This is a genomic window from Bradyrhizobium sp. CCGUVB14 (assembly GCF_024199935.1).
Taxonomy (GTDB): domain Bacteria; phylum Pseudomonadota; class Alphaproteobacteria; order Rhizobiales; family Xanthobacteraceae; genus Bradyrhizobium.
Genome location: NZ_JANADS010000001.1, coordinates 8,367,275 through 8,387,775, shown reverse-complemented (window position 1 = coordinate 8,387,775; position 20,501 = coordinate 8,367,275). Strand labels below are relative to the sequence as shown.

The 20,501-nt window shown below is 64.9% G+C and carries 17 protein-coding genes; 12 read left to right on the top strand and 5 right to left on the bottom strand.

Features of this window, described 5'->3' with window-relative positions:
- Nucleotides 1–20 precede the first annotated feature (20 nt).
- Together NLM32_RS39245 and NLM32_RS39240 are read left to right on the top strand one after the other, a co-directional pair.
- On the top strand, nucleotides 21–794 hold the full coding sequence (locus tag NLM32_RS39245; protein WP_254134022.1) for a L,D-transpeptidase: 774 nt from the start codon (nucleotides 21–23) through the stop codon (nucleotides 792–794).
- 18 nt (nucleotides 795–812) lie between these two features.
- Complete coding sequence (locus tag NLM32_RS39240; protein ID WP_254134021.1) at nucleotides 813–1,466, top strand: DUF2865 domain-containing protein; 654 nt, start codon at nucleotides 813–815, stop codon at nucleotides 1,464–1,466.
- Between the two features lie 5 nt (nucleotides 1,467–1,471).
- On the opposite strand, the gene NLM32_RS39235 is transcribed toward NLM32_RS39240, so the two are convergent.
- Complete coding sequence (locus NLM32_RS39235) at nucleotides 1,472–3,565, bottom strand: methyl-accepting chemotaxis protein (RefSeq protein WP_254134020.1); 2,094 nt, start codon at nucleotides 3,563–3,565, stop codon at nucleotides 1,472–1,474.
- A 178-nt stretch (nucleotides 3,566–3,743) separates the two neighbouring features.
- Entirely contained in the window at nucleotides 3,744–5,837 is a 2,094-nt protein-coding gene (locus tag NLM32_RS39230) for a methyl-accepting chemotaxis protein (protein ID WP_254134019.1), read from the bottom strand.
- A 274-nt stretch (nucleotides 5,838–6,111) separates the two neighbouring features.
- Between NLM32_RS39230 and NLM32_RS39225 the strand changes: the two genes are divergently transcribed.
- Complete coding sequence (locus tag NLM32_RS39225) at nucleotides 6,112–6,267, top strand: Thivi_2564 family membrane protein (RefSeq protein WP_084292245.1); 156 nt, start codon at nucleotides 6,112–6,114, stop codon at nucleotides 6,265–6,267.
- A gap of 85 nt (nucleotides 6,268–6,352) precedes the next feature.
- On the opposite strand, the gene NLM32_RS39220 is transcribed toward NLM32_RS39225, so the two are convergent.
- The 3 genes from NLM32_RS39220 to cysD form a co-directional block, all read right to left on the bottom strand.
- Nucleotides 6,353–8,518, bottom strand: a complete 2,166-nt coding sequence (locus tag NLM32_RS39220; RefSeq protein WP_254134018.1) for a malate synthase G — start codon at nucleotides 8,516–8,518, stop codon at nucleotides 6,353–6,355.
- A 429-nt stretch (nucleotides 8,519–8,947) separates the two neighbouring features.
- A complete protein-coding gene (cysC, locus tag NLM32_RS39215) occupies nucleotides 8,948–10,864 on the bottom strand; it encodes an adenylyl-sulfate kinase (protein WP_254134017.1) in 1,917 nt (638 codons plus the stop codon).
- Nucleotides 10,865–10,883: 19 nt separating this feature from the next.
- A complete protein-coding gene (gene cysD / locus NLM32_RS39210) occupies nucleotides 10,884–11,678 on the bottom strand; it encodes a sulfate adenylyltransferase subunit CysD (protein WP_254135527.1) in 795 nt (264 codons plus the stop codon).
- Nucleotides 11,679–11,914: 236 nt separating this feature from the next.
- On the opposite strand from cysD, the gene cysG reads away from it, so the two are divergent.
- The 9 genes from cysG (at nucleotide 11,915) to NLM32_RS39165 (ending at nucleotide 20,490) form a co-directional block, all read left to right on the top strand.
- A complete protein-coding gene (gene cysG / locus NLM32_RS39205; RefSeq protein WP_254134016.1) occupies nucleotides 11,915–13,339 on the top strand; it encodes a siroheme synthase CysG in 1,425 nt (474 codons plus the stop codon).
- The gene (locus NLM32_RS39200) at nucleotides 13,336–13,653 is read left to right on the top strand and encodes a DUF2849 domain-containing protein (RefSeq protein WP_092216576.1); all 318 of its coding nucleotides are present in this window, start codon (nucleotides 13,336–13,338) and stop codon (nucleotides 13,651–13,653) included. The genes cysG and NLM32_RS39200 overlap by 4 nt, the downstream gene beginning before the upstream one ends.
- Before the next feature lie 11 nt (nucleotides 13,654–13,664).
- Nucleotides 13,665–15,320: a nitrite/sulfite reductase gene (locus NLM32_RS39195; protein WP_254134015.1), complete on the top strand. Its 1,656-nt coding sequence runs from the start codon at nucleotides 13,665–13,667 to the stop codon at nucleotides 15,318–15,320.
- Nucleotides 15,307–15,822 carry a DUF934 domain-containing protein gene (locus NLM32_RS39190; protein WP_254134014.1) on the top strand — a complete coding sequence of 172 codons (516 nt, stop codon included), beginning with the start codon at nucleotides 15,307–15,309 and terminating at the stop codon, nucleotides 15,820–15,822. The genes NLM32_RS39195 and NLM32_RS39190 overlap by 14 nt, the downstream gene beginning before the upstream one ends.
- Nucleotides 15,819–16,544 carry a phosphoadenylyl-sulfate reductase gene (locus NLM32_RS39185; protein ID WP_254134013.1) on the top strand — a complete coding sequence of 242 codons (726 nt, stop codon included), beginning with the start codon at nucleotides 15,819–15,821 and terminating at the stop codon, nucleotides 16,542–16,544. Before NLM32_RS39190 ends, NLM32_RS39185 begins: the two co-directional genes overlap by 4 nt.
- A 112-nt stretch (nucleotides 16,545–16,656) precedes the next feature.
- On the top strand, nucleotides 16,657–17,670 hold the full coding sequence (locus NLM32_RS39180) for a sulfate ABC transporter substrate-binding protein (RefSeq protein ID WP_375143611.1): 1,014 nt from the start codon (nucleotides 16,657–16,659) through the stop codon (nucleotides 17,668–17,670).
- Nucleotides 17,671–17,703: 33 nt separating this feature from the next.
- Nucleotides 17,704–18,540 (top strand): sulfate ABC transporter permease subunit CysT, encoded by an 837-nt coding sequence (cysT, locus tag NLM32_RS39175; RefSeq protein WP_309143714.1) that lies wholly within the window; start codon nucleotides 17,704–17,706, stop codon nucleotides 18,538–18,540.
- Nucleotides 18,541–18,551: 11 nt separating this feature from the next.
- Nucleotides 18,552–19,463, top strand: a complete 912-nt coding sequence (cysW, locus tag NLM32_RS39170; RefSeq protein WP_254134011.1) for a sulfate ABC transporter permease subunit CysW — start codon at nucleotides 18,552–18,554, stop codon at nucleotides 19,461–19,463.
- Nucleotides 19,453–20,490: a sulfate/molybdate ABC transporter ATP-binding protein gene (locus NLM32_RS39165; protein ID WP_254134010.1), complete on the top strand. Its 1,038-nt coding sequence runs from the start codon at nucleotides 19,453–19,455 to the stop codon at nucleotides 20,488–20,490. The genes cysW and NLM32_RS39165 overlap by 11 nt, the downstream gene beginning before the upstream one ends.
- The last annotated feature ends 11 nt before the right edge of the window (nucleotides 20,491–20,501 follow it).

The following is a 20,501-nucleotide window of genomic DNA, read 5'->3' as shown; positions in this document are numbered from 1 at the left end:
GACATCACACGGGGCAGCACATGACCAAGTTCTCCGTAATCCGTCGCAGCTTCTCGCCGCGCGTCGTCACCGCTTGTGCCTTTGCGACAGCTTTGCTGACCGTGCCGTTCGCGGCTCAGGCCCAAACGCTCGGTTATGTGCCGATGCAGCCGCAGGCCTATCCGCAGGATCAGATCTATTCTTCGCAGGGTTATGCGAGCGAGGCGCCGCGGGCCGCTGACGAAGATGCGGCGCTGCCGGATCGCCTGCGCCGGCAGATCGTCAGCTTCGACCGCAACGAGCCGGCCGGCACCATCGTCATCGATACCGCCAACACCTATCTCTACTACGTGCTCGGCAACGGCCGTGCGATGCGCTACGGCGTCGGCGTCGGTCGCGAGGGATTTACCTGGTCGGGCGTGCAGAGCATCAGCCGCAAGGCGGAATGGCCGGATTGGCATCCGCCGGCAGAGATGATCGCGCGCCAGCCTTATCTGCCGCGCTTCGTCGCCGGCGGCCCCGGAAATCCGCTCGGCGCCCGCGCGATGTATCTCGGCACCAGCGAATACCGTATCCACGGCACCAACGATCCCACCACGATCGGCAAGTTCGTCTCTTCAGGCTGCATCCGCCTCACCAATGAGGACGTGAGCGACCTGTTCAGCCGCGTCAATGTCGGCGCCAGGGTCGTGGTACTGCCGAAGAATGCGCCGCTGATGGCGCGCGGCGGCGATCCCCTGCGCAAGCGGCCGGCGGCGACGACGCTGCCCTCGGGGCGCCAGGCGCTGAACATCTCTGCGTCGTCGGTCGATTGAAGAGTTGAGTGAGGTTGCATGATGAGACGTTCGATCACCAGGCTCGCTGGCGGAACGGCCGCGTTCGTTACGGTCGCTTGCCTCGGCCTTGTGCTGGCGCCCTCGGCGCATGCGGAGGACTTCTTCTCGGCGCTGTTCGGTGGCTTCCGCATGCGGCCGCCGCCCGAGATCCGGGTGCCGTTCCCGAACGACGATATGCCGCGCTACGACGCGCCGCGCCAGCGCGCTTCCTATGGCGGTGGCACGGCCTATTGCGTGCGCGGCTGCGACGGGCGCTATTTCCCGGCGCAGGGCAACGACGCCGAGAGCAAGGCACAATCCTGCAAGAGCTTCTGTCCGGCGTCGGAGACGTCACTGGTCTATGGCAGCAATATCGACGACGCCACGACCGACAGCGGAAAGTCCTATTCCGATCTGCCGAACGCCTTCCGCTATCGCAACGAGATCGTGTCCGGGTGTACATGCAACGGCAAGGATCCGGCCGGCCTCGCTTCGCTCAAGGCCGAGGACGATCCGACCTTGCGCAAGGGCGATATCGTTGCGGGTAGCGACGGCCTCGTCGTCGCCAATCGCAACGCCAACGATCGCCGCGGTGTCGCAATGAACTTCTCGCCCTTGCCGGAAAAGATCCGCGCGAAATTCCGCCAGGTGCCGGTGGTTGCGAAGGAGTAGGGGGCCTACGCCGCGCGGATCTTGCCCAGGAAGTCGCTGACCTGATCGCCGAGCTGACGGCTCTGGGTCTCCAGCATCTGCGAGGCCTGCTTGACGTTGTCTGCGGCGCCGGCCGCGGTGTCGGCGTCGGCCTTCACGCCGGTGATGTTGTCGGAGACGTTCTTGGTGCCCTGCGCGGCATATTGCGTGCTGCGGGTGATCTCTTGCGTCGCTGCGCCCTGTTCCTGCACGGCGGCGGCAATCGCGGTCGCGACCTCGTTGACCTCGCCGATGATGCCGCCGATCGCCTGGATGGCGTTGATGGCGTCGCCGGCGACCTTCTGGATATCGGCGATCTGCTCCGAGATCTCCTCGGTCGCCTTCGCGGTCTGGCTCGCCAGAGACTTCACCTCGGAGGCGACAACCGCAAAGCCGCGGCCGGCCTCGCCGGCCCGCGCAGCCTCGATCGTGGCGTTGAGGGCGAGAAGGTTGGTCTGTGCCGCGATGGTGTTGATCAGTCCGACGACCTCGCCGATGCGGCCTGCGGATTGCGCCAGCCCCTGCACGGTGCCGTCGGTTTCGCGCGCCTGGTTGACGGCGCGGCTGGCGATCCCTGCGGCATGCGCGGCCTGCTGGCTGATGTCGTTGATCGAGGCCGAAAGTTCTTCGGCTGCCGCCGCGACGCTCTCGACGCTGGTGGAGGCGTCGTTGGAGGCTTTGCCGGCGACCTCGACGCGCTCGTTGGTCTGACGCGACACGGCGGAGAGATCACCCGAGGTCTTGCGCATCTCGGCCGAGGCATCGCTCAATTCGCCGAGCGACTTGCGCACCACGCCCTCGAATTCGCCGACATAGGTTTCCATGGCGCGCTGGCGCGCGGCCGCACCGGCATTGCGCTCGCGCTCCTGCTCCTCGATCTTGAGCTTGTCGATCGCCTGCTGCTTGAAGGTCTCCAGCGCACCGGCGAGCGAGCCGATCTCGTCGTGACGGTCGAGATAACCGCTGTCGACGCCGAGATCGCCACCGGCGACCTTGAGCATGGCGTCGCGGATCCGATGCAACGGCGTGATCACGCGGCGGCTGACGGCCAGCATTGCAGCACCGGTCAGAACGATCGCAGCGATCAGCAGGGCGGTATTGACGATCAGCCACTGGACCGCCGATGAGCGCTGTGCCGCGGAATGATCCTTGGCGGCCTGCAGCGCCGCATCGGCAAGGTTCACCGCCGTCATCATGCGCGGCACCGAATAGGGGCTCCACTGGTTGGCGGTCATCGACGCCTTCTCGCCCTTGGCGACGGCAGCAATGATTCCGTCGCGCGTGGCGGCGTATTGCGGATCAAAATAGGTCGATTTGGCTTCGGCCATCGCCGAGCTCAACGCCGGCGGCAATTGCATGCCGGTCGCGGCAAGCTCGATCGCATTCCAGGCAGTCTCGGTGCCGCCGACCCATTTCGTGTAGGCGAGCTGGACTTCCGGGGCGATCTTGCCGCTGCCGAGCGCATTGCCGACGATCAGCGAGGACTCTCCGGCGTTCAGGCGCAGCAGCCAGGCCATCTGCTTGATCATCAGCAACTGATCGATCGTCGCGTCCTGGTGGTTGACGCTCGCGGCAAGTAGCGGCGACAGCTTCTCGAGCACCGACATCAGCCCATCTTCGGCGTCGGTGTATTCCTTGGCCAGCGCCAGGCGGCGCGACGCCTTTGGCTTGGCGGCTTCGGTCCAGAACTCATTTTGCGCGGCGAGCAGCGCCTTGTTGAAGCGCTCGAGGTCGGCAACCATCAGCTCGCGCTGGGGCATGTCGATCAAGGGCAGGATCTCGATCGCGCGCGCCAGTGCGGGCATCAGCGCCTCGCGGATATCGCGGATGTATTTTTCGATGTCCTTGTCCATCGGGACGTCGGAGGTAAGCTGGCGGTTGCTGGTCGAGCGGTCGGCCCGGATGTTGGCCATCGCCTTGAACATCTCGGCCGAAGCCGCCGAAACCGCGACGATCCGGTTGGCCTGCTGCAGCCGGCCCCATGAGCTCCATGCGCTGATCGAGAAGCCGATGACGACGACGAGCGCGGTAGAGAGAATCACCGCCTTCAGCAGCGTGGATACGGTCAAGCGATTCAGCATCGGACACCCCGGTACGCATTTCGAAGTTCGTGGCTCCGAACGGCAGCCCCACGAACCTCGAAACCAAAGGGATGCCGCAATAGACGCGCCTGCATACAGCGGGCGCCGGGCGCATTTGGCCTGAAAAGGGTAAAAACTTAGACAGTGTGCCTGCCGTAAAATTACGTAGCCGCGCGCGTTATGCCGCGCGAATCTTGCCGAGGAAGTCGCTGACCTCGTGGCCGAGCTGGTTGCTCTGGGTCTCCAGCATCTCGGAGGCGCTCTTCACATTGTCCGCGGCCGCGGCTGCGGCGTCTGCATCCGCCTTCACGCCGGTGATGTTGTCCGAGACGTTCTTGGTGCCCTGCGCCGCATATTGGGTGCTGCGCGTGATCTCCTGTGTCGCCGCGCCCTGCTCCTGCACGGCCGCCGCGATCGCGGTCGCGACCTCGTTGACCTCGCCGATGATGCCGCCAATGGTCTGGATCGCGTTGATGGCATCGCCCGCGACCTTCTGGATGTCGGCGATCTGCTCGGAGATTTCTTCCGTTGCCTTCGCGGTCTGGCTCGCCAGCGATTTCACCTCGGAGGCGACCACCGCAAAGCCGCGGCCGGCTTCGCCGGCACGTGCGGCCTCGATGGTGGCGTTGAGCGCGAGCAGATTGGTCTGTGCCGCGATGGTGTTGATGAGGCCGACGACCTCGCCGATGCGGCCTGCGGACTTCTGCAGGCCCTGCACCGTGCCATCGGTCTCGCGCGCCTGCGTCACGGCGCGACCGGCGATGCCGGCGGCGTGGGCGGCCTGCTGGCTGATGTCGTTGATCGAGGCCGAGAGCTCTTCCGCGGCGGCCGCGACGCTGTCGACGCTCATGGAGGCGTCGTTGGAGGCCTTGCCGGCAACCTGGACGCGGTCGTTGGTCTGCCGCGAGACGGCGGAGAGATCGCCCGAGGTCTTGCGCATCCGCCCCGACGCATCGTTCAGCTCGCCCAGCGTCTTGCGCACCGCGCCCTCGAACTCGCCGACATAGGCCTCGATCGCGCGCTGCCGCGCGGCGGCTCCGACATTGCGTTCGCGCTCGTGCTCTTCGATCTTGAGCTTTTCAGTGGCCTGCTGCTTGAAGGTTTCCAGCGCGCCGGCAAGGGCGCCGATCTCGTCCTGGCGATCCAGATAGCCGCTGTCGACGGCGAGATCGCCGCCGGCGACCTTGAGCATGGCATCGCGGATGGTGTTGAGCGGGTTGATGACGCGGCGGCTGACCAGCATGATCGCGCCGACCGCGAGGCCGATCGCGAGCGCCAGCAGCACCAGCTGCACGATCAGTGCGCGCTGCGCGGCGCCACGCTGATCGAGGGTGTGCGCCCTCGCGGCATCGAGGGCGGCTTCGGCGACCGCGACCGCGCTCGCCATGCGGCCGACCGTGATCGGGCTCCACTGGTTGGCCGTCATCTCGGCCTTCTCGCCCTTGACCAGCGCGTCGGCGAGGCGATCACGCAAGGCCAGGTATTGCGGATCGAAATAAGCGGTCTTGGCTCCGGTCATGGCGGCGGCGAGCGCCGGCGGCAGCTGCATGCCCGAGGTCGACAATTCCAGCGCCTTCCACATCGCGCTCGTGCCGCCGACATACTGGGTATAGTTGTAGCGGGCTTCCGGCGTGATCTTGCCGGCGGCAAGCCCCATCGAGACGATCAGCGAACCTTCGCCCGCGGTGTTGCGCAGCAGCCAGGCGTTCTGCTTGATCGCCAGCAACTGGTCGATCTCGGCGTCCTGGTGGTTGACGGTGGCGGCAAGCGTGTTCCCGAGATTGTCGAGCACATCGAGCAGCCCCTGCGTCGTCTCCATATATTCCTTGGTCAAGCCCGCACGGCGCTGGTCCTTCGGCTTGGCGACGTTCTCCCAGAACTCCTTCTGCTCTTCGATCAGCAGCTTGTTGAGGCGCGCGAGCTCAGGCACCAGCGTGCCGGATCGCGGGAAGTCCATGGACGGCAGCAGCACGAGCGCGCGTGCCATCGCGGGCATCTGCGCATCGCGCAGCGCGCGGAGATATTTCTCGATCTCGGAGTCCATCGGTTCGGTCGCGTTCAACAGCCGCGACGTGGTCGAGCGATCGGTGCGCAGATTGTGCATCGCCTTGAATAGATCGGCGGAGGCGTCGGCGATCGCCGATATGCGGTTGGCGGTGTTGAGGCGATCCCAGGATTCGTAGGCGGTGAGCGAGAGTGCGATCACCACGCAGATCGACGTGATCGCGATCACTGCCTTCAACAGTGCGGACACGGTCAGACGATTGAGCATCGAAGTCCCCCCAAGTTCCCATTTCAAAGTTCGGCACAGACGCCCCGGCAAAATCGAGAAAACGGGGGGCGGTCACATCGGCAATCGCATACCGTTCGCGGCACGCAGGCCGTACGGTTTCCGCATCTGAAACGAAAAGGGTAAAGTTTTAGGCAGGCCGCCTGCCGGTAGAATTACGCATTTACTAGAAGTTGTAAGGGGTTGCGCGGATGGAACCGGCGCGCGAGACGGGCGTTAGGACCTCGTTAGCAATTTGCCTGAAGGGGGCCCTGCAATGCTGGTCGGCGTACTCGTCACCTTTCTCGTCATTATTCTCGTTCTCTATCTCATCAACATGCTGCCGATGGACGGCCGCGCCAAGCAGATCGCGCGCGTCGTGGTCATCATCATCGGCATCGTGTCGCTGCTGAAATACCTCGCGGTGTTTTAGCAGGCGACACAGACGCCCAACAAAAAAGCCCCGGCGCGAGCCGGGGCTTTTGGTGTTCGAATGATCGGCCTCGGCCCGCTGCCGTTTAGCCCAGCGCCTTGGCCTCGCGGCGGCGCGCGGTGAGGATGTACTCGGTGTAGCCGTTCGGCTGCTCGCGGCCCTTGAAGATGAGGTCGCTAGCCGCCTTGAAGGCGACACCGTCGAAGGCGGGTGCCATCGGCTTGTAGACCGCGTCGCCGGCGTTCTGCTTGTCGACGACGACGGCCATGCGCTTGAGCGATTCCATCACCTGCGCTTCGGTGATGACGCCCTGGTGCAGCCAATTGGCGAGATGCTGGCTGGAAATGCGCAAGGTGGCGCGGTCTTCCATCAGGCCGACATCATGGATGTCAGGCACCTTGGAGCAGCCGACGCCCTGGTCGATCCAGCGCACGACGTAGCCCAGGATGCCCTGGCAGTTGTTGTCGATCTCCTGCTTGACGTCGTCGGGCGCCCAGTTCGACTTAGACACCGGAATGGTGAGGATGTCCGAGAGCTTTGCGCGCGGACCGCCCTTGGTGAGTTCTTGCTGCCGCGCGATGACGTTGACCTGGTGATAGTGCAGGGCGTGCAGGGTCGCCGCAGTCGGCGAGGGCACCCACGCCGTGGTGGCACCGGCCTGCGGATGGGCGAGCTTCTGCTGGAGCATGTCCGCCATCTTGTCCGGTGCAGCCCACATGCCCTTGCCGATCTGGGCATGGCCGGGCAGGCCGTCGATCAGGCCCATGTCGACGTTCCAGTCCTCATAGGCCTTGATCCAGGCCTGCGCCTTCATCTCGTTCTTGCGGATCATCGGACCCGCTTCCATCGAGGTGTGGATCTCGTCGCCGGTACGGTCGAGGAAGCCGGTGTTGATGAACATGATGCGCTTGGAGGCGCGCTGGATGCAGGCCTTGAGGTTGACGGTGGTGCGCCGCTCCTCGTCCATGATGCCGACCTTGAGCGTGTTTTCGGGCAGCGAGAGCATCTTCTCGACGCGGTCGAAGATCTCGCAGGTGAACGACACTTCGTCCGGGCCGTGCATCTTCGGCTTGACGATATAGGCAGATCCCGTGCGGCTGTTCTTGACCTTGGAGTTGCCCTTGAGGTCGTGGATCGCGAGCAAGCCCGAGACGGCGGCGTCGAGCAGGCCTTCCGGCACCTCCTCGCCCTTCTCGTCCAGCACCGCGTCCGTGAACATGTGGTGACCGCAATTGCGCATCAGCAGCAGGCTGCGGCCGTGCAGCTTGACCTCGCCCTTGCCGTCCGGCGTCTTGTAGCTGCGGTCGGCGTTGAGCGAACGCGTCAGCGTCTTGCCGCCCTTCTCGAAGTCTGCCGACAGCGTGCCGTTCATCAGGCCGAGCGTGTTGCGATAGACCAGCACCTTGTCCTCGGCGTCGACGGCGGCGACGGAGTCTTCCATGTCGAGAATGGTCGACACGGCCGATTCCATGATCATGTCGGCGACGCCGGCCGGATCGTCCTTGCCGATCACGCTGCTGCGGTCGATCTTGACCTCGACATGCAGGCCGTTGTTGGCGAGCAGCACGGCGCTCGGCGCGGCCGCGTCGTCCTGGAAGCCGGCGAACTGCGCGGCATTCTTCAGCGCGGTGGCGTTGCCGCTCTTCAGCTTCACCGCGAGCTGGCCCGCGACGACGCTATAGGCGGTGACGTCGGTGTGGCTGCCGGTCGCCAGCGGCGCGGCGGCGTCGAGGAAGGCCTTGGCCTTGGCGATCACCTTGTCGCCGCGTGCCTTGTTGTAACCCTTGCCGCTCTCGGACGGATCGTGCGGGATCGCGTCGGTGCCGTAGAAGGCGTCATAGAGCGAGCCCCAGCGCGCATTCGCCGCGTTCAGCGCGTAGCGCGCATTGGTGAGCGGCACGACCAGCTGCGGGCCGCAGATCTTGCCGATCTCTTCGTCGACATTGGCGGTCTCGACCTTCTGCGTCGCCGGCTCCGGGACGAGATAGCCGATCTCTTTCAGGAAGGCGGTGTAGGCGTCGAGGTCGAACGCCTTGCCCTTGTTGGCGCGATGCCAGTCGTCGATCTTGGCCTGCAACTGATCACGGAAGGCGAGCAGTGACCGGTTCTTCGGGCCCAGCTCCTTGATGATGCCTGCCACCCCGGCCCAGAACGCATCCGGCGCGATCCCGGTTTTCGGGGCGGCTTCCTTGGCGATGAAATCGAAAAGGACGGGGGCGATCTTCAATCCGTGGGCGTCGACGCGTTTCATGATGGTCTTTCTTGTTGGAAATGGCGGTTTTTGGCTGCTTTTGACCCGACAGCAGCAAAATGCGCCCGCTCAGGGCGGCTTTCGGGACCTATTAGCCTCAAAATCGGGGCGGTGAGAAGACCCCTAAAGGTCTGTCAAAATGTCAAGCCGAGGTGGACGGTTGACGCGTTTTACAAGCGATCGAGTGACAATCGATCGAGCCCGGCTACCCGCCGCGCACGCAACTGCGCTCCCCCCCCCCTTGCCCGCAAGGGCGGAGGGTGGGGGAGAGGGGCGGCCAAGGAAAAGGTGTGCTTGAGATCGATGGAGCGGAGTGCTCCTGATGGAAAGAGTCCCCGTGTGGACCCCTCTCCCTAGCCCTCCCCCGCAAGGGCGGGAGGGAACGCACTGCCTGCGTGGTGGCAGTGCGTGAACCAGCGCAGTACGTGCTTAGATGTTCGCGGCGAGGTCCACGACTTCGTCGAACAGCACGCCGGTCGTCTTCAGCATCTGTTCGATCTCATCCGCTGCATCCGTGACGGTACGGGCAGACGTGTCGATCACAAGCTCAGCCGCCTCGGGCCGCTCGTAGTCGTTGCCGATGCCTGTGAAGGAGGCAAGTGCGCCGGCGCGGGCCTTCTTGTAATGGCCCTTGGGGTCGCGCTCCTCGCAGATTTCGGCGGGTGTCGCGACGTGGATCTCGCGGAACGCGGTGTCGGCGATGCGCCGCGCGGTGGCGCGGTCCTCGCGGGCCGGCGAGACGGCGGCGACGATGGCGATATGACCGTTGCGGGCGAGATGCGTTGCGACCTCGGCAAGCCTGCGGATGTTCTCGCTGCGATCGGCGGCGGAGAAGCCGAGATCGTTGTTGAGCCCGGCCCGCAGCGTGTCGCCGTCGAGCAGGATCGGCGAGCCGCCATTGGTGAACAGCCGCCGCTCCAGCGCCTTGGCCAGCGTCGACTTGCCGGAGGCCGGCAGGCCGGTGAGCCAGACCACGGCACCGTTGTGGCGATAGCGCGCGGAGCGCTCGTCGGCGCGCAGCGCCGATTCCACCGGCACGATATCGACAGGCACGGCGCGCTGGCCGGCATCGACCGACAGCACCAGGCCGCCGCCTGCGATGCGCCCGGACACCTCGATCACGAGGCGGCCGGTGCGCGGATTCTCGGTGTAGGGATCGGCGGCAATCGGATTGGACAGGGAAATGTCGATCTCGCCGACATGGTTGCGGCCGATCGCCTTGTTCTCGCGACTCTCGAGCTCGCCGGGATCGACTGCCTTCTCGATGGCGACGACCGTGGCGCGGCTTTCCTTCGGCCCCGAGCGGACCAGGATCTGGTCGCCCTTGGCGAGCGGCTTGTCGTGCAGCCAGAAGATGCGCGCGCGCAAGCGCCGCGTCTCGCGCGGGGCGGTGTTGGCATGTGCAATGATGTCACCGCGCTCGATGAACAATTCGCGGTCGAGCGTGATGCCGACCGACCGGCCGGCGCCCTGGCGCGTTGCGACCGGCGTCACCGGCCAGCTTTCGACCGTCTTGATCTTTGCGATCTTGCCGGCCGGCATGATCACGATCTCGTCGCCGGCAATCAGGCTGCCGGATTCGATACGGCCTGCCACGATGCGGCGATCGTCGAACTTGTAGATCGCCTGCACCGGCAGGCGCAGCGCCAGCGCTTCCAGCGGCCGCGCCGGCTCAAGCCGATCCAGCGCCTCGACCACCGTCGGACCCTTGTACCAGCCGATGCGGTCGGTGCGCTCGGCAACGCCGTCGCCGTCGCGCGCGGAAATCGGGATGATTGCGGTCGGCGTCACGCCGAGGCCGTTGAGATGCGCGGAGATCTCGTCGCTGATCTCCTTGAAGCGCAGGTCCGAGAAATCGACGCGGTCCATCTTGTTGACGACGACCGCGACCTGCTTCACGCCGAGCAGATGCAGGAGATAGCCGTGACGGCGGGTCTGGTCGCGCACGCCTTCGAGCGCGTCGATGATCAGCACTGCGCCGTCGGCCTGCGAGGCGCCGGTGATCATGTTGCGCAGGAATTCGGCATGGCCGGGCGCGTCGATCAGCACGATGTCGCGCGAATTGGTGCGGAAGCGGATCTGCGTGGTGTCGATGGTGATGCCCTGGTCACGCTCGGTCTGGAGCGCGTCGAGCAGGAACGACCATTCGAATGGCATGCCGCGCCGCGCGCTGACGGCCTTCAGCATCTCGAGCTTGCCGTCGGGCAGGCTGCCGGTTTCGTGCAGAAGGCGGCCGACCAGCGTCGACTTGCCGTGGTCGACATGGCCGACGATGACGATGCGGACCTGCGGACGCGTGGTGCCGTTGGGCGTGGCGGGCGACGTGGGGGTGACGAGCATGTTCATGACCGCGATGCGTCCTTGATCAGAGATAGCCGGCGACGCGCAGGCGCTCGAAAGCGTCCTCGGTCTCGTGGTCGAGCGCGCGGCCGGCGCGCTCCGGCACCTTGGTCTGCTCGAGCTCGGCCAGGATCTCGTCGATGTTCGTTGCCGTCGAAGCGACCGGATTGGTGATGTCCTGATCGCCCAGCGAGCGATAGCGCTTGCCGTCCTTGGCGAGGTAGAGCGGGATGATCGGGATGTTCTCGCGCTTGGTGTAGGCCCAGATGTCGGCCTCGGTCCAATGCAGGATCGGATGGATGCGCAGATGCGCGCCTTGCGGCGGCGATGCGTTGAAATGATCCCAGAATTCCGGCGGCTGGTCGCGCACGTCCCAATTGCCTTCGAGACCCCGCGGCGAGAACACGCGCTCCTTGGCGCGGGTGGCTTCCTCGTCGCGGCGAATGCCTGCGATCAGGCCGTCAAAGCCGTATTTGGCCAGCGCCATCTTGAGGCCTTCGGTCTTGCGCGCGGCGGAACGCGCGGCCGGCGGCAGCGTTGGGTCGACGGCATCGATCGGCGGGCAGGGCTCGACGCGCAGATCGAGCTCCCACTCTTTGCCGTAATGATCGCGGAACCGATACATCTCCGGAAACTTCTTGCCGGTGTCGACGTGAAGGGCCGGGAAGGGCAGGCGGCCGAAGAACGCCTTGCGCGCCAGCCAGATCATCACGTTGGAGTCCTTGCCGAGCGACCACAGCAGGGCGATCTTCTTCAGACGGGCGAAAGCCTCGCGGAAGATGTAGATGCTCTGCGCTTCCAGCTGGTCGAGATGGTCCATGCTGGGGGCGGTCAGCGCGACGGGAATTTGCTCGGAAACGGGGGCTTGGGAGTCCCGTCCATCTGCACCGGAATCGGTCCTGAGAAGATGCATCTCTGCCACTTTGCGTTTGGAGGCGAATTTTCTATAGTTGCGGTGCAGAAGAGAAGAAAAAATTTTCTCTTTGCGCGCTCGAAACGACACATATATAGAAAATAATTCCAGTCAACCCCGGATGTGGGGGAAGCGAGTATCGCATGCGGTTCTTGCCGGTGTTCCTCGATCTCAAGGCCGGTCCGGTGGTCCTCATCGGCGCGGGTGAGCTTTTGCGCGCCAAGCTGCGCGTGCTCGCGGCCGCCGGTGCGCGCCTCCGCGTGCATGCGATCGACGGCAATCATGAGCTGGGCCTGAGTTCTGACGATGCGGCGCGTGTCGAGATCGCGACCGTCGATCCGCTTACGGCCGATCTCGCTGGCGTCATCGCCATTGTCTGCGCGGGCGCTGGCGATGTCGGTGTGGCGATGTCGGCGCGGGCGAAGTCGCTCGGGCTGCCCGTCAACGTCATGGATGATCTCGAACACTCCAGCTTCATCTTCCCGGCCATCGTCGATCGCGGCGATGTCGTGGTCGCAGTCGGTACCGGCGGAACGTCACCGGTGGTGGCGCGGCGCGTGCGCGAGAAGATCGAGGCGCTGCTGCCCGCGCGCATCGGCGAGCTCGCCGAGTTCATCGGCGGCTTTCGCAAATCGATCAACGAGCGCATTGCCGAGTTCCCGCTGCGCCGCCGCTTCTGGGAGCGCGTCATCGACGGCCCGATCGGCGCCGCTGTGTTGGCCGGCCGCAAGGGCGAGGCTGATGCAGCGCTCAAGCAGATTTCCGATCCGACCGCATTCGCGCGCGCCGACAAGCCGGAAGGCTCGGTCGCGTTGGTCGGTGCCGGCCCCGGCGATCCCGATCTCCTCACGATCAAGGCGCTGCGCGCGCTGCAGGATGCCGATATCGTCTTCCACGACGAGCTGGTCTCGCCCGACATTCTCGACCGCATCCGCCGCGATACCACGCGCGTTGCGGTCGGCCGCCGTGTCGGCAAACCCGGCATCGGCCAGGACGCCATCAACAAGCGCATGATCGAGGCCGCGCAAGCCGGCCAGCGCGTCGTGCGGCTGAAGGGCGGCGATCCCTTCGTGTTCGGCCGCGGCGGCGAAGAGGTGGAAGCGCTGCGCGCGGCTGGTGTTGCCTATTCGATCATCCCCGGTATCACCGCTGGCCTCGGCGGCGCCGCGGATTTCGAGGTGCCGCTCACTTTCCGTCACGAAGCGACCCGCATCACCTTCCTCACCGCGCACAAGGCGCGCGACGCGGAGACGGTGGATTGGTCGACGCTGACCGACACCAGGATGACCGTCGTGGTCTACATGGGCATGACCGCTGCGCCCGCGATACGCGCCGGCCTGTTCGCCGCTGGCCGTTCTCCGGAGACGCCGGTCGGCGTGTTCGCCCGCGTCACGCGGCCGGATGCGCAGGGCGCAATCGGCACGCTGCGCGACTTGCCCGAACTTGTGCGGCAGACCCATGGTGGTCCCGCCATTCTCATCATCGGTGACGTGGTCCGGCATGCCGGCTCGCTTCATCGCCAATCTCCAAAGCAAATCATCTCTGACCTATTGGATGCAGCCGAATGACCTCTCCGCTTGAACAGAAGAAAATCAAAATCGCCGGCCCTTCGGTGGTGACTGCCAACCGCACCTGGGACGGCATCGTGGTGTATCGCACTGCCGCCAAGAGCTGGTCTGCGGACCTGTCGGAAGCCGCGATCGTGCGCAACTCGGACGAAGCGAAGGCGTTGCTTGCGGAGTCGGTCGCCGATGACGTCGGCGCGATTGGTCCCTATATCGCACCGGTGCAGGTCGGCGCGGACGGCAAGATCGAACCCGGCAATCTGCGCGAACAGATCCGCCGCACCGGCGTGACCATCGGGTCGTCGGCCCAGGCTTAAGGCACTCTCTGATGTATGCTTACGATGAAATCGACCGCACGCTCGTCAATGAGCGCGTCTCGGAATTCCGCGACCAGGTGAAACGCCGCCTCTCGGGCGAGCTCACCGAGGACGAATTCAAGATCCTACGCCTGCAGAACGGCGTCTACCTGCAACTGCACGCCTACATGTTCCGCGTTGCCATTCCGTACGGCACGCTGGCGACGAACCAGTTGCGGGCGCTCGCCCATGTCGCGCGCAAATACGACCGCGGCTATGGCCACTTCACCACGCGGCAGAACATCCAGTTCAACTGGATCAAGCTCGCCGAGCTGCCGGACGCGCTGGAAGATCTCGCCAAGGTCGGCATCCATGCGATGCAGACCTCCGGCAACAACATGCGCAACGTCACCTCGGACCAGTGGGCCGGCGTCGCGCCCGGTGAGATCGAGGATCCGCGCATCTGGTCCGAGCTGATCCGCCAGCACACCACGCTGCATCCGGAATTCTCGTTCCTGCCGCGCAAGTTCAAGATCGCGATCACCGCGTCGGATCATGACCGCGCCGCGATCAAGATCCACGACATCGGTCTGAAGTTGATCAAGAACGAAAAGGGCGAGACCGGCTTCGAGGTGCTCGTCGGCGGCGGTCTTGGCCGCACGCCGTTCATCGGCAAGACCATCAAGCACTTCGTGCACGGCCGCGATATCCTCAGCTATATCGAGGCGATCCTGCGCGTCTACAATCAGTACGGCCGCCGCGACAACATCTACAAGGCGCGCATCAAGATCCTGGTGCACGAGCTCGGCATCGAGAAATTCTCGCGAGAGGTCGAGGAGGAGTGGCAGCACATCCGCAATTCCTCGCTCCAGATCGACGACGAGGTGATCGAGGACATCCGCTCGCGCTTCAGCTATCCCGCTTACGAGAAGCTGCCGCACATGCCGGACGAGCTGCGTCAGGCTGCGGCCGACGCCGACTTCGAGGCGTGGCGCAAGAACTCGGTGGCGCCGCACAAGGTGCAGGGCTACTCGATCGTCACGATCTCGCTGAAGCCGATCGGCGCGCCTCCGGGCGATGCCACGGCCGAACAGATGGATGCGCTGGCCGATCTCGCCGACAAATATTCCTTCGGGGAGATCCGCGTCGGCCACGAGCAGAACCTAGCGCTGCCCCATGTCGCCAAGCGCGACCTGCCGGCGCTGTGGAAGGCGCTCGACAAGCTCGGGCTGGCGACGCCGAACGTCAATCTGATTACCGACATCATCGCCTGCCCGGGTCTGGATTATTGCTCGCTGGCCAACGCGCGCTCGATTCCGATCGCGCAGGAGCTGACGCGGCGCTTCGCCAACCATGAGCTCGCCAATCTGATCGGGCGGCTGCACATCAACATCTCCGGCTGCATCAACGCCTGCGGTCACCATCATGTCGGCCATATCGGCATTCTCGGCGTCGAGAAGAACGGCGAGGAGGTCTACCAGATCACCATCGGCGGCCGCGCCGACGAGGGTGCTGCGCTGGGCAATCTGATCGGCCCCGGCGTCAAGTTCGACGAGGTCGCCGATGTCATCGAGGACGTCGTGGAAGCCTATCTGGCGCTGCGCGAGCGGCCTGAGGAGCTGTTCATCGACACCGTGAAGCGCCTCGGCGTCGAACCCTTCAAGGAGCGCGTCTATGCCACTCGTTAACGGCGGAAAAATCATCGACGACAGCTTCGTCAAGCTGGCCGTCGACACCCCGCTGCCCGAGAGCGGCGACATCCTGGTGCCGGCCGAGCGTTTCATCGGCGAGGCCGACGCGTTGCTCAAGCGCGCCGGCAAGGTCGGCGTGATCTGGCCGAACAACCGCGACATCGACGAGCTCGTGCCGTATCTCGGCGAGGTGGCGACGGTTGCGCTGGTGTTCCCGACCTTCCGCGACGGGCGCGCCTACAGCCAGGCACGGCTGCTGCGCGAGCGTTACAACTATCGCGGCGATTTGCGCGCGACGGGCCAGATCCTGCGCGATCAGTTCGTGTTCATGCTGCGCGCCGGCTTCGATTCCTTCGAGGTGAAGAAGCAGGCGGACGCGGAAGCGTTCATGCAGACCGCGAAGCGCTACTCGGTGTTCTACCAGCCGACCGGCGACGGCCGGATCACGGCGCTGCACCGGCGCATGCAGTTGCGTCACTCCGAGGGTGTCGGCACGTGAACGCGATCGCGCCCCAGGTCTCATCCGTCTCGACGCTGCCTTCGGCGGCGGAGCTCGATCGCGCCTTGCGCGACGCCTCTCCTGCAGAAGTCATCGCGGCGGCGCTCAAAGCCGTCGGGCGCGAGAAGCTTGCGCTGGTGTCGTCCTTCGGGACGGAATCGGCGACGCTGCTCAAGGTCATGGCGGATGTCGATCCGGCCATCCCGGTGATCTTTCTCGACACCGGCTGGCTCTTCGAGGAGACGCTGGCCTATCGCGATACGCTGATTGCGACGCTCGGCTTGAAGGACGTCCGCTCCATCAAGCCGGCGGAAGAGACGCTGACGCGCGAAGATCCCGAACGCGACCTCTGGTTCTCCGATCCCGACGCCTGCTGCCGTATCCGCAAGGTCGAACCGCTGGCGCGCGCGCTGAAGCCGTTTTCGGCCTGGCTTAACGGCCGCAAGCGCTTTCAGGGCAATTTGCGCGCCGACATTCCTGTCGTCGAGGACGATGGTGCGCGGTTGAAGTTCAACCCGTTCGCCAACGTCTCGCGCGAGGAACTCGAAGCGATTTTCATCCGCGCCAAATTGCCGCGTCACCCCCTTGCTGCGTCTGGTTTTCGCTCGGTTGGGTGTATGCCTTGCACGAGCAGAACGGCCGAGGGCGAGGATGAGCGCGCGGGTCGCTGGCGTGGCCGGGCCAAGACAGAATGCGGCATCCACACGATGAAGGCTTCGTAGCACAGGCAAGCTGCCCCGCTTCGAACAAGAAAATCCGGTTCCGTTGACTTGAGTGCGTTTCGCCATGAGTTTCGCCTGCATGCCTTTGCCGACATTGGCGTCGTCGAAGTGAATGGAGATGGACATGATGCGCCGTATCGTTCCGCTCGCTGCAGGACTTCTCACGACGGGATTCTTGGCCAGCGCGGCTCTCGCTGCTGATATCAACCTCTTGAACGTGTCGTATGATCCGACGCGCGAACTCTACGTCGAGTTCAACAAGGCGTTCGCGAACGCCTATCAGAAGGAGACCGGCAAGAGCGTCGAGATCAAGCAGTCGCATGGCGGCAGCGGCTCGCAGGCGCGCGCCGTGATCGACGGATTGCAGGCCGATGTGGTGACGCTCGCGCTCGCCTATGACATCGATGCCATCGCCGGTAAGGGCCTCATTGCAGCCGATTGGCAGAAGCGGCTGCCGCAGAATTCATCACCCTACACGTCGACGATCGTGTTCCTGGTGCGCAAGGGCAATCCCAAGGGCATCAAGGACTGGGACGATCTGCTCAAGCCGGGCGTCGCCGTGATCACGCCGAACCCGAAGACCTCGGGCGGTGCGCGCTGGAACTACCTGGCAGCCTGGGGCTTTGCGCAGAAGAAGTTCGGTTCGGCCGACAAGGCCAAGGACTTCGTCGGCAAGCTCTATCAGCAGGTGCCGGTGCTCGACACCGGCGCACGCGGCGCCACCGTGACCTTCGTCGAGCGCGGCGTTGGCGACGTGCTGCTCGCTTGGGAGAACGAGGCCTATCTCGCGCTGAAGGAATTCGGTCCGGAGAAATTCGAGATCGTGGCGCCGCCGCTGTCGATCCTGGCCGAGCCGCCGGTCGCGATCGTCGACAAGGTTGCCGACAAGAAGGGCACCCGCAACGTCGCCGATGCCTATCTCCAGTACTGGTACACCAAGGAAGGACAGGAAATTGCCGCGCGCAACTTCTACCGTCCGCGCGATGCCGAGATCGCTAAAAAGTATGAAAACTCCTTCGCAAAGGTCGAGCTGTTCACGATCGACGACGTGTTCGGCGGCTGGACCAAGGCGCAGAAGGAACATTTTGCCGACGGCGGCGTCTTCGATCAGATCTACAAGAACTGATCGGGCGCTGTCGGAACGGCAGTAGGGGGCCTGGTGAGCGTAATCGCAGCACGACGACGGACTCTTCCGGGTTTCGGTCTCACGATGGGACTGACGCTGACTTGGCTGTCCGTCATCATCCTGATTCCGCTCGCCGGGCTGTTCCTGCGATCCACCGAGCTCAGCTTCGATCAGTTCTGGGCCATCCTCTCCAGCCGCCGCACACTGAATGCTTTGCGGGTCTCATTCGGCCTCGCCTTTGCGGCGGCCTGCGTCAACCTCGTGATGGGCAGCATCATCGTCTGGGCGCTGGTGCGCTACCGTTTTCCCGGCCGGCGAATCTTCGACGCCATCGTCGACGTGCCCTTTGCGCTGCCGACGGCGGTGGCCGGCGTCGCGCTGACGTCGCTGTTCGCCGAGAAGGGCTGGCTCGGCGCGCCGCTTGCCGCGCTCGGCATCAAGGTCGCGTTCACGCCGCTCGGCATCTTCGTCGCCATGATCTTCATCGGCATTCCCTTCGTGGTGCGCACCGTGCAGCCGGTGCTGCAGGATCTCGATCCGGAGATCGAGGAGGCCGCGGGCAGCCTGGGGGCCAGCCGCTGGCAGACCATCATCCGCGTGATCCTGCCCTCGCTTGCGCCGGCGCTGCTTACCGGTCTCGCGCTCGCCTTTGCGCGCGCGGTCGGCGAATACGGCTCGGTGATCTTCATTGCCGGCAATCTGCCTAATGTCTCCGAGATCGCGCCGCTGCTGATCGTGATCCGGCTCTCCGAATTCCGTTACGCCGATGCCACGGCCATTGCCGTGGTCATGCTGGTCGTCTCCTTCGTCATCATCTTCGCGGTCAACCGGTTGCAGCGCTGGGCGCAGAACCGGGTCCCGGTGCACTAGGGCGGTATGCGATGACGATGCAGATCGCCGATTCCGTTTCGCTCACCTCGCCCGAGGCGAAGGCGCGCGTCCACGCGGCCGCCGCGCGCAACAATCTCCGCACCGAGCCCAAGGCCGTCCGCATCGCCATCATCGTGCTGGCGATCGCGTTCCTCTCAGTCTTCGTCGTGCTGCCGCTGGTGCTGGTGTTCGCGCAGGCTTTCTCGCGGGGTGTTTTGGCCTATTTCAATGCGCTCGCCGAGCCGGAGGCGCTGGCTGCGATCAAGCTGACACTGTTGGTCGCGGCGATCTCGGTCGGTCTCAACCTCGTGTTCGGCCTCGTCGCCGCCTGGGCGATCGCCAAGTTCGAGTTCAGCGGGAAAACCTTCCTGATCACGCTGATCGACCTGCCGTTCTCGGTGAGCCCGGTCATCTCGGGTCTGGTCTTCGTGTTGCTGTTCGGCGCGCAGGGCTATTTCGGCGGCTGGCTCAGGGATCACGACATCCAGATCCTGTTCGCGGTGCCCGGCATCGCGCTCGCCACCACCTTCGTGACCTTCCCCTTCGTGGCGCGCGCGCTGATCCCCTTGATGCAGGAGCAGGGCACGCAAGAAGAAGAGGCCGCGATCTCGCTCGGCGCCTCCGGCTTGCAGACCTTTTTCCGCGTCACGCTGCCCAACATCAAATGGGGCGTGCTCTACGGCGTCCTGCTCTGCAATGCGCGCGCGATGGGCGAGTTCGGTGCGGTCTCGGTCGTCTCCGGCCATATCCGCGGCGAGACCAATACCATGCCGCTGCTGGTCGAGATTCTCTACAACGAGTACCAGTTCGTCGCCGCATTCGCGATCGCCTCGCTGCTCGCGATGCTGGCGCTGATCACGCTGATCGCCAAGACCATTCTCGAACGTCATCTCGACGAAGGACACGACGTCAATGACCATTGAAGTCAAAAATCTCGTCAAGAGGTTCGGCAGCTTTGCTGCGCTCGACGGCGTCGACCTCAAGGTCAATGACGGCGAGCTGCTCGCGCTGCTCGGCCCCTCCGGCTCCGGCAAGACCACGCTGCTGCGGATCATCGCCGGCCTCGACTGGCCCGACTCGGGCGAAGTCGCCTTCAACGGTGAGGATGCGCTGGCGCAAGGTGCGCGCGAACGCAATGTCGGCTTCGTATTCCAGCACTACGCGCTGTTCCGCCACATGAGCGTGTTCGAGAACGTCGCCTTTGGCCTGCGCGTGCAACCGCGCGCGATCCGCAAGGACGAAGCGACGATCCGCAGGCGCGTGAAGGAGCTGCTCGACCTCGTGCAGCTCGACTGGCTCGCCGACCGCTATCCGAGCCAGCTCTCCGGCGGCCAACGCCAGCGCATCGCGCTCGCCCGCGCGCTCGCGATCGAGCCGCGCATCCTGCTGCTCGACGAGCCCTTCGGTGCGCTCGATGCGAAGGTGCGGAAGGAGCTGCGCAAATGGCTGCGCTCGCTGCATCATGAGATCAACGTCACCTCGATCTTCGTCACCCACGACCAGGAGGAGGCGCTCGAAGTCGCCAACCGTGTCGTCGTCATGGACAAGGGCAGGATCGAGCAGATCGGCTCGCCCGACGACGTCTACGAGACGCCGGCGACCGCCTTCGTGCACGGCTTCATCGGCGAATCCATCGAGCTGCCGGTCCAGGTCGAGGGCGGCGTCATCCGGCTCGGGGATCGCCCGCTCAATCTTGCGGCGGACGGGCTTGCGCCTGGCGCGTCAAAGCTGTTCGTGCGGCGACACGACATGCTGGTCGGCCCGGCAGGCTCGGGTGCCTTCGAGGGCGCGGTCCAGCATGTCCGCAATTTCGGTCCCGTGCAGCGAGCCGAGGTCGCATTGTCAGGCGGCGAGACCATCGAGATCGACGCCCCTCGTGACCGGGAACTGCGCGCCGGCGACACGATCGGCCTCGAGCCCCGCCGCTACCGCATATTTGCGGGCGCCTGAGGTGCCTTAAC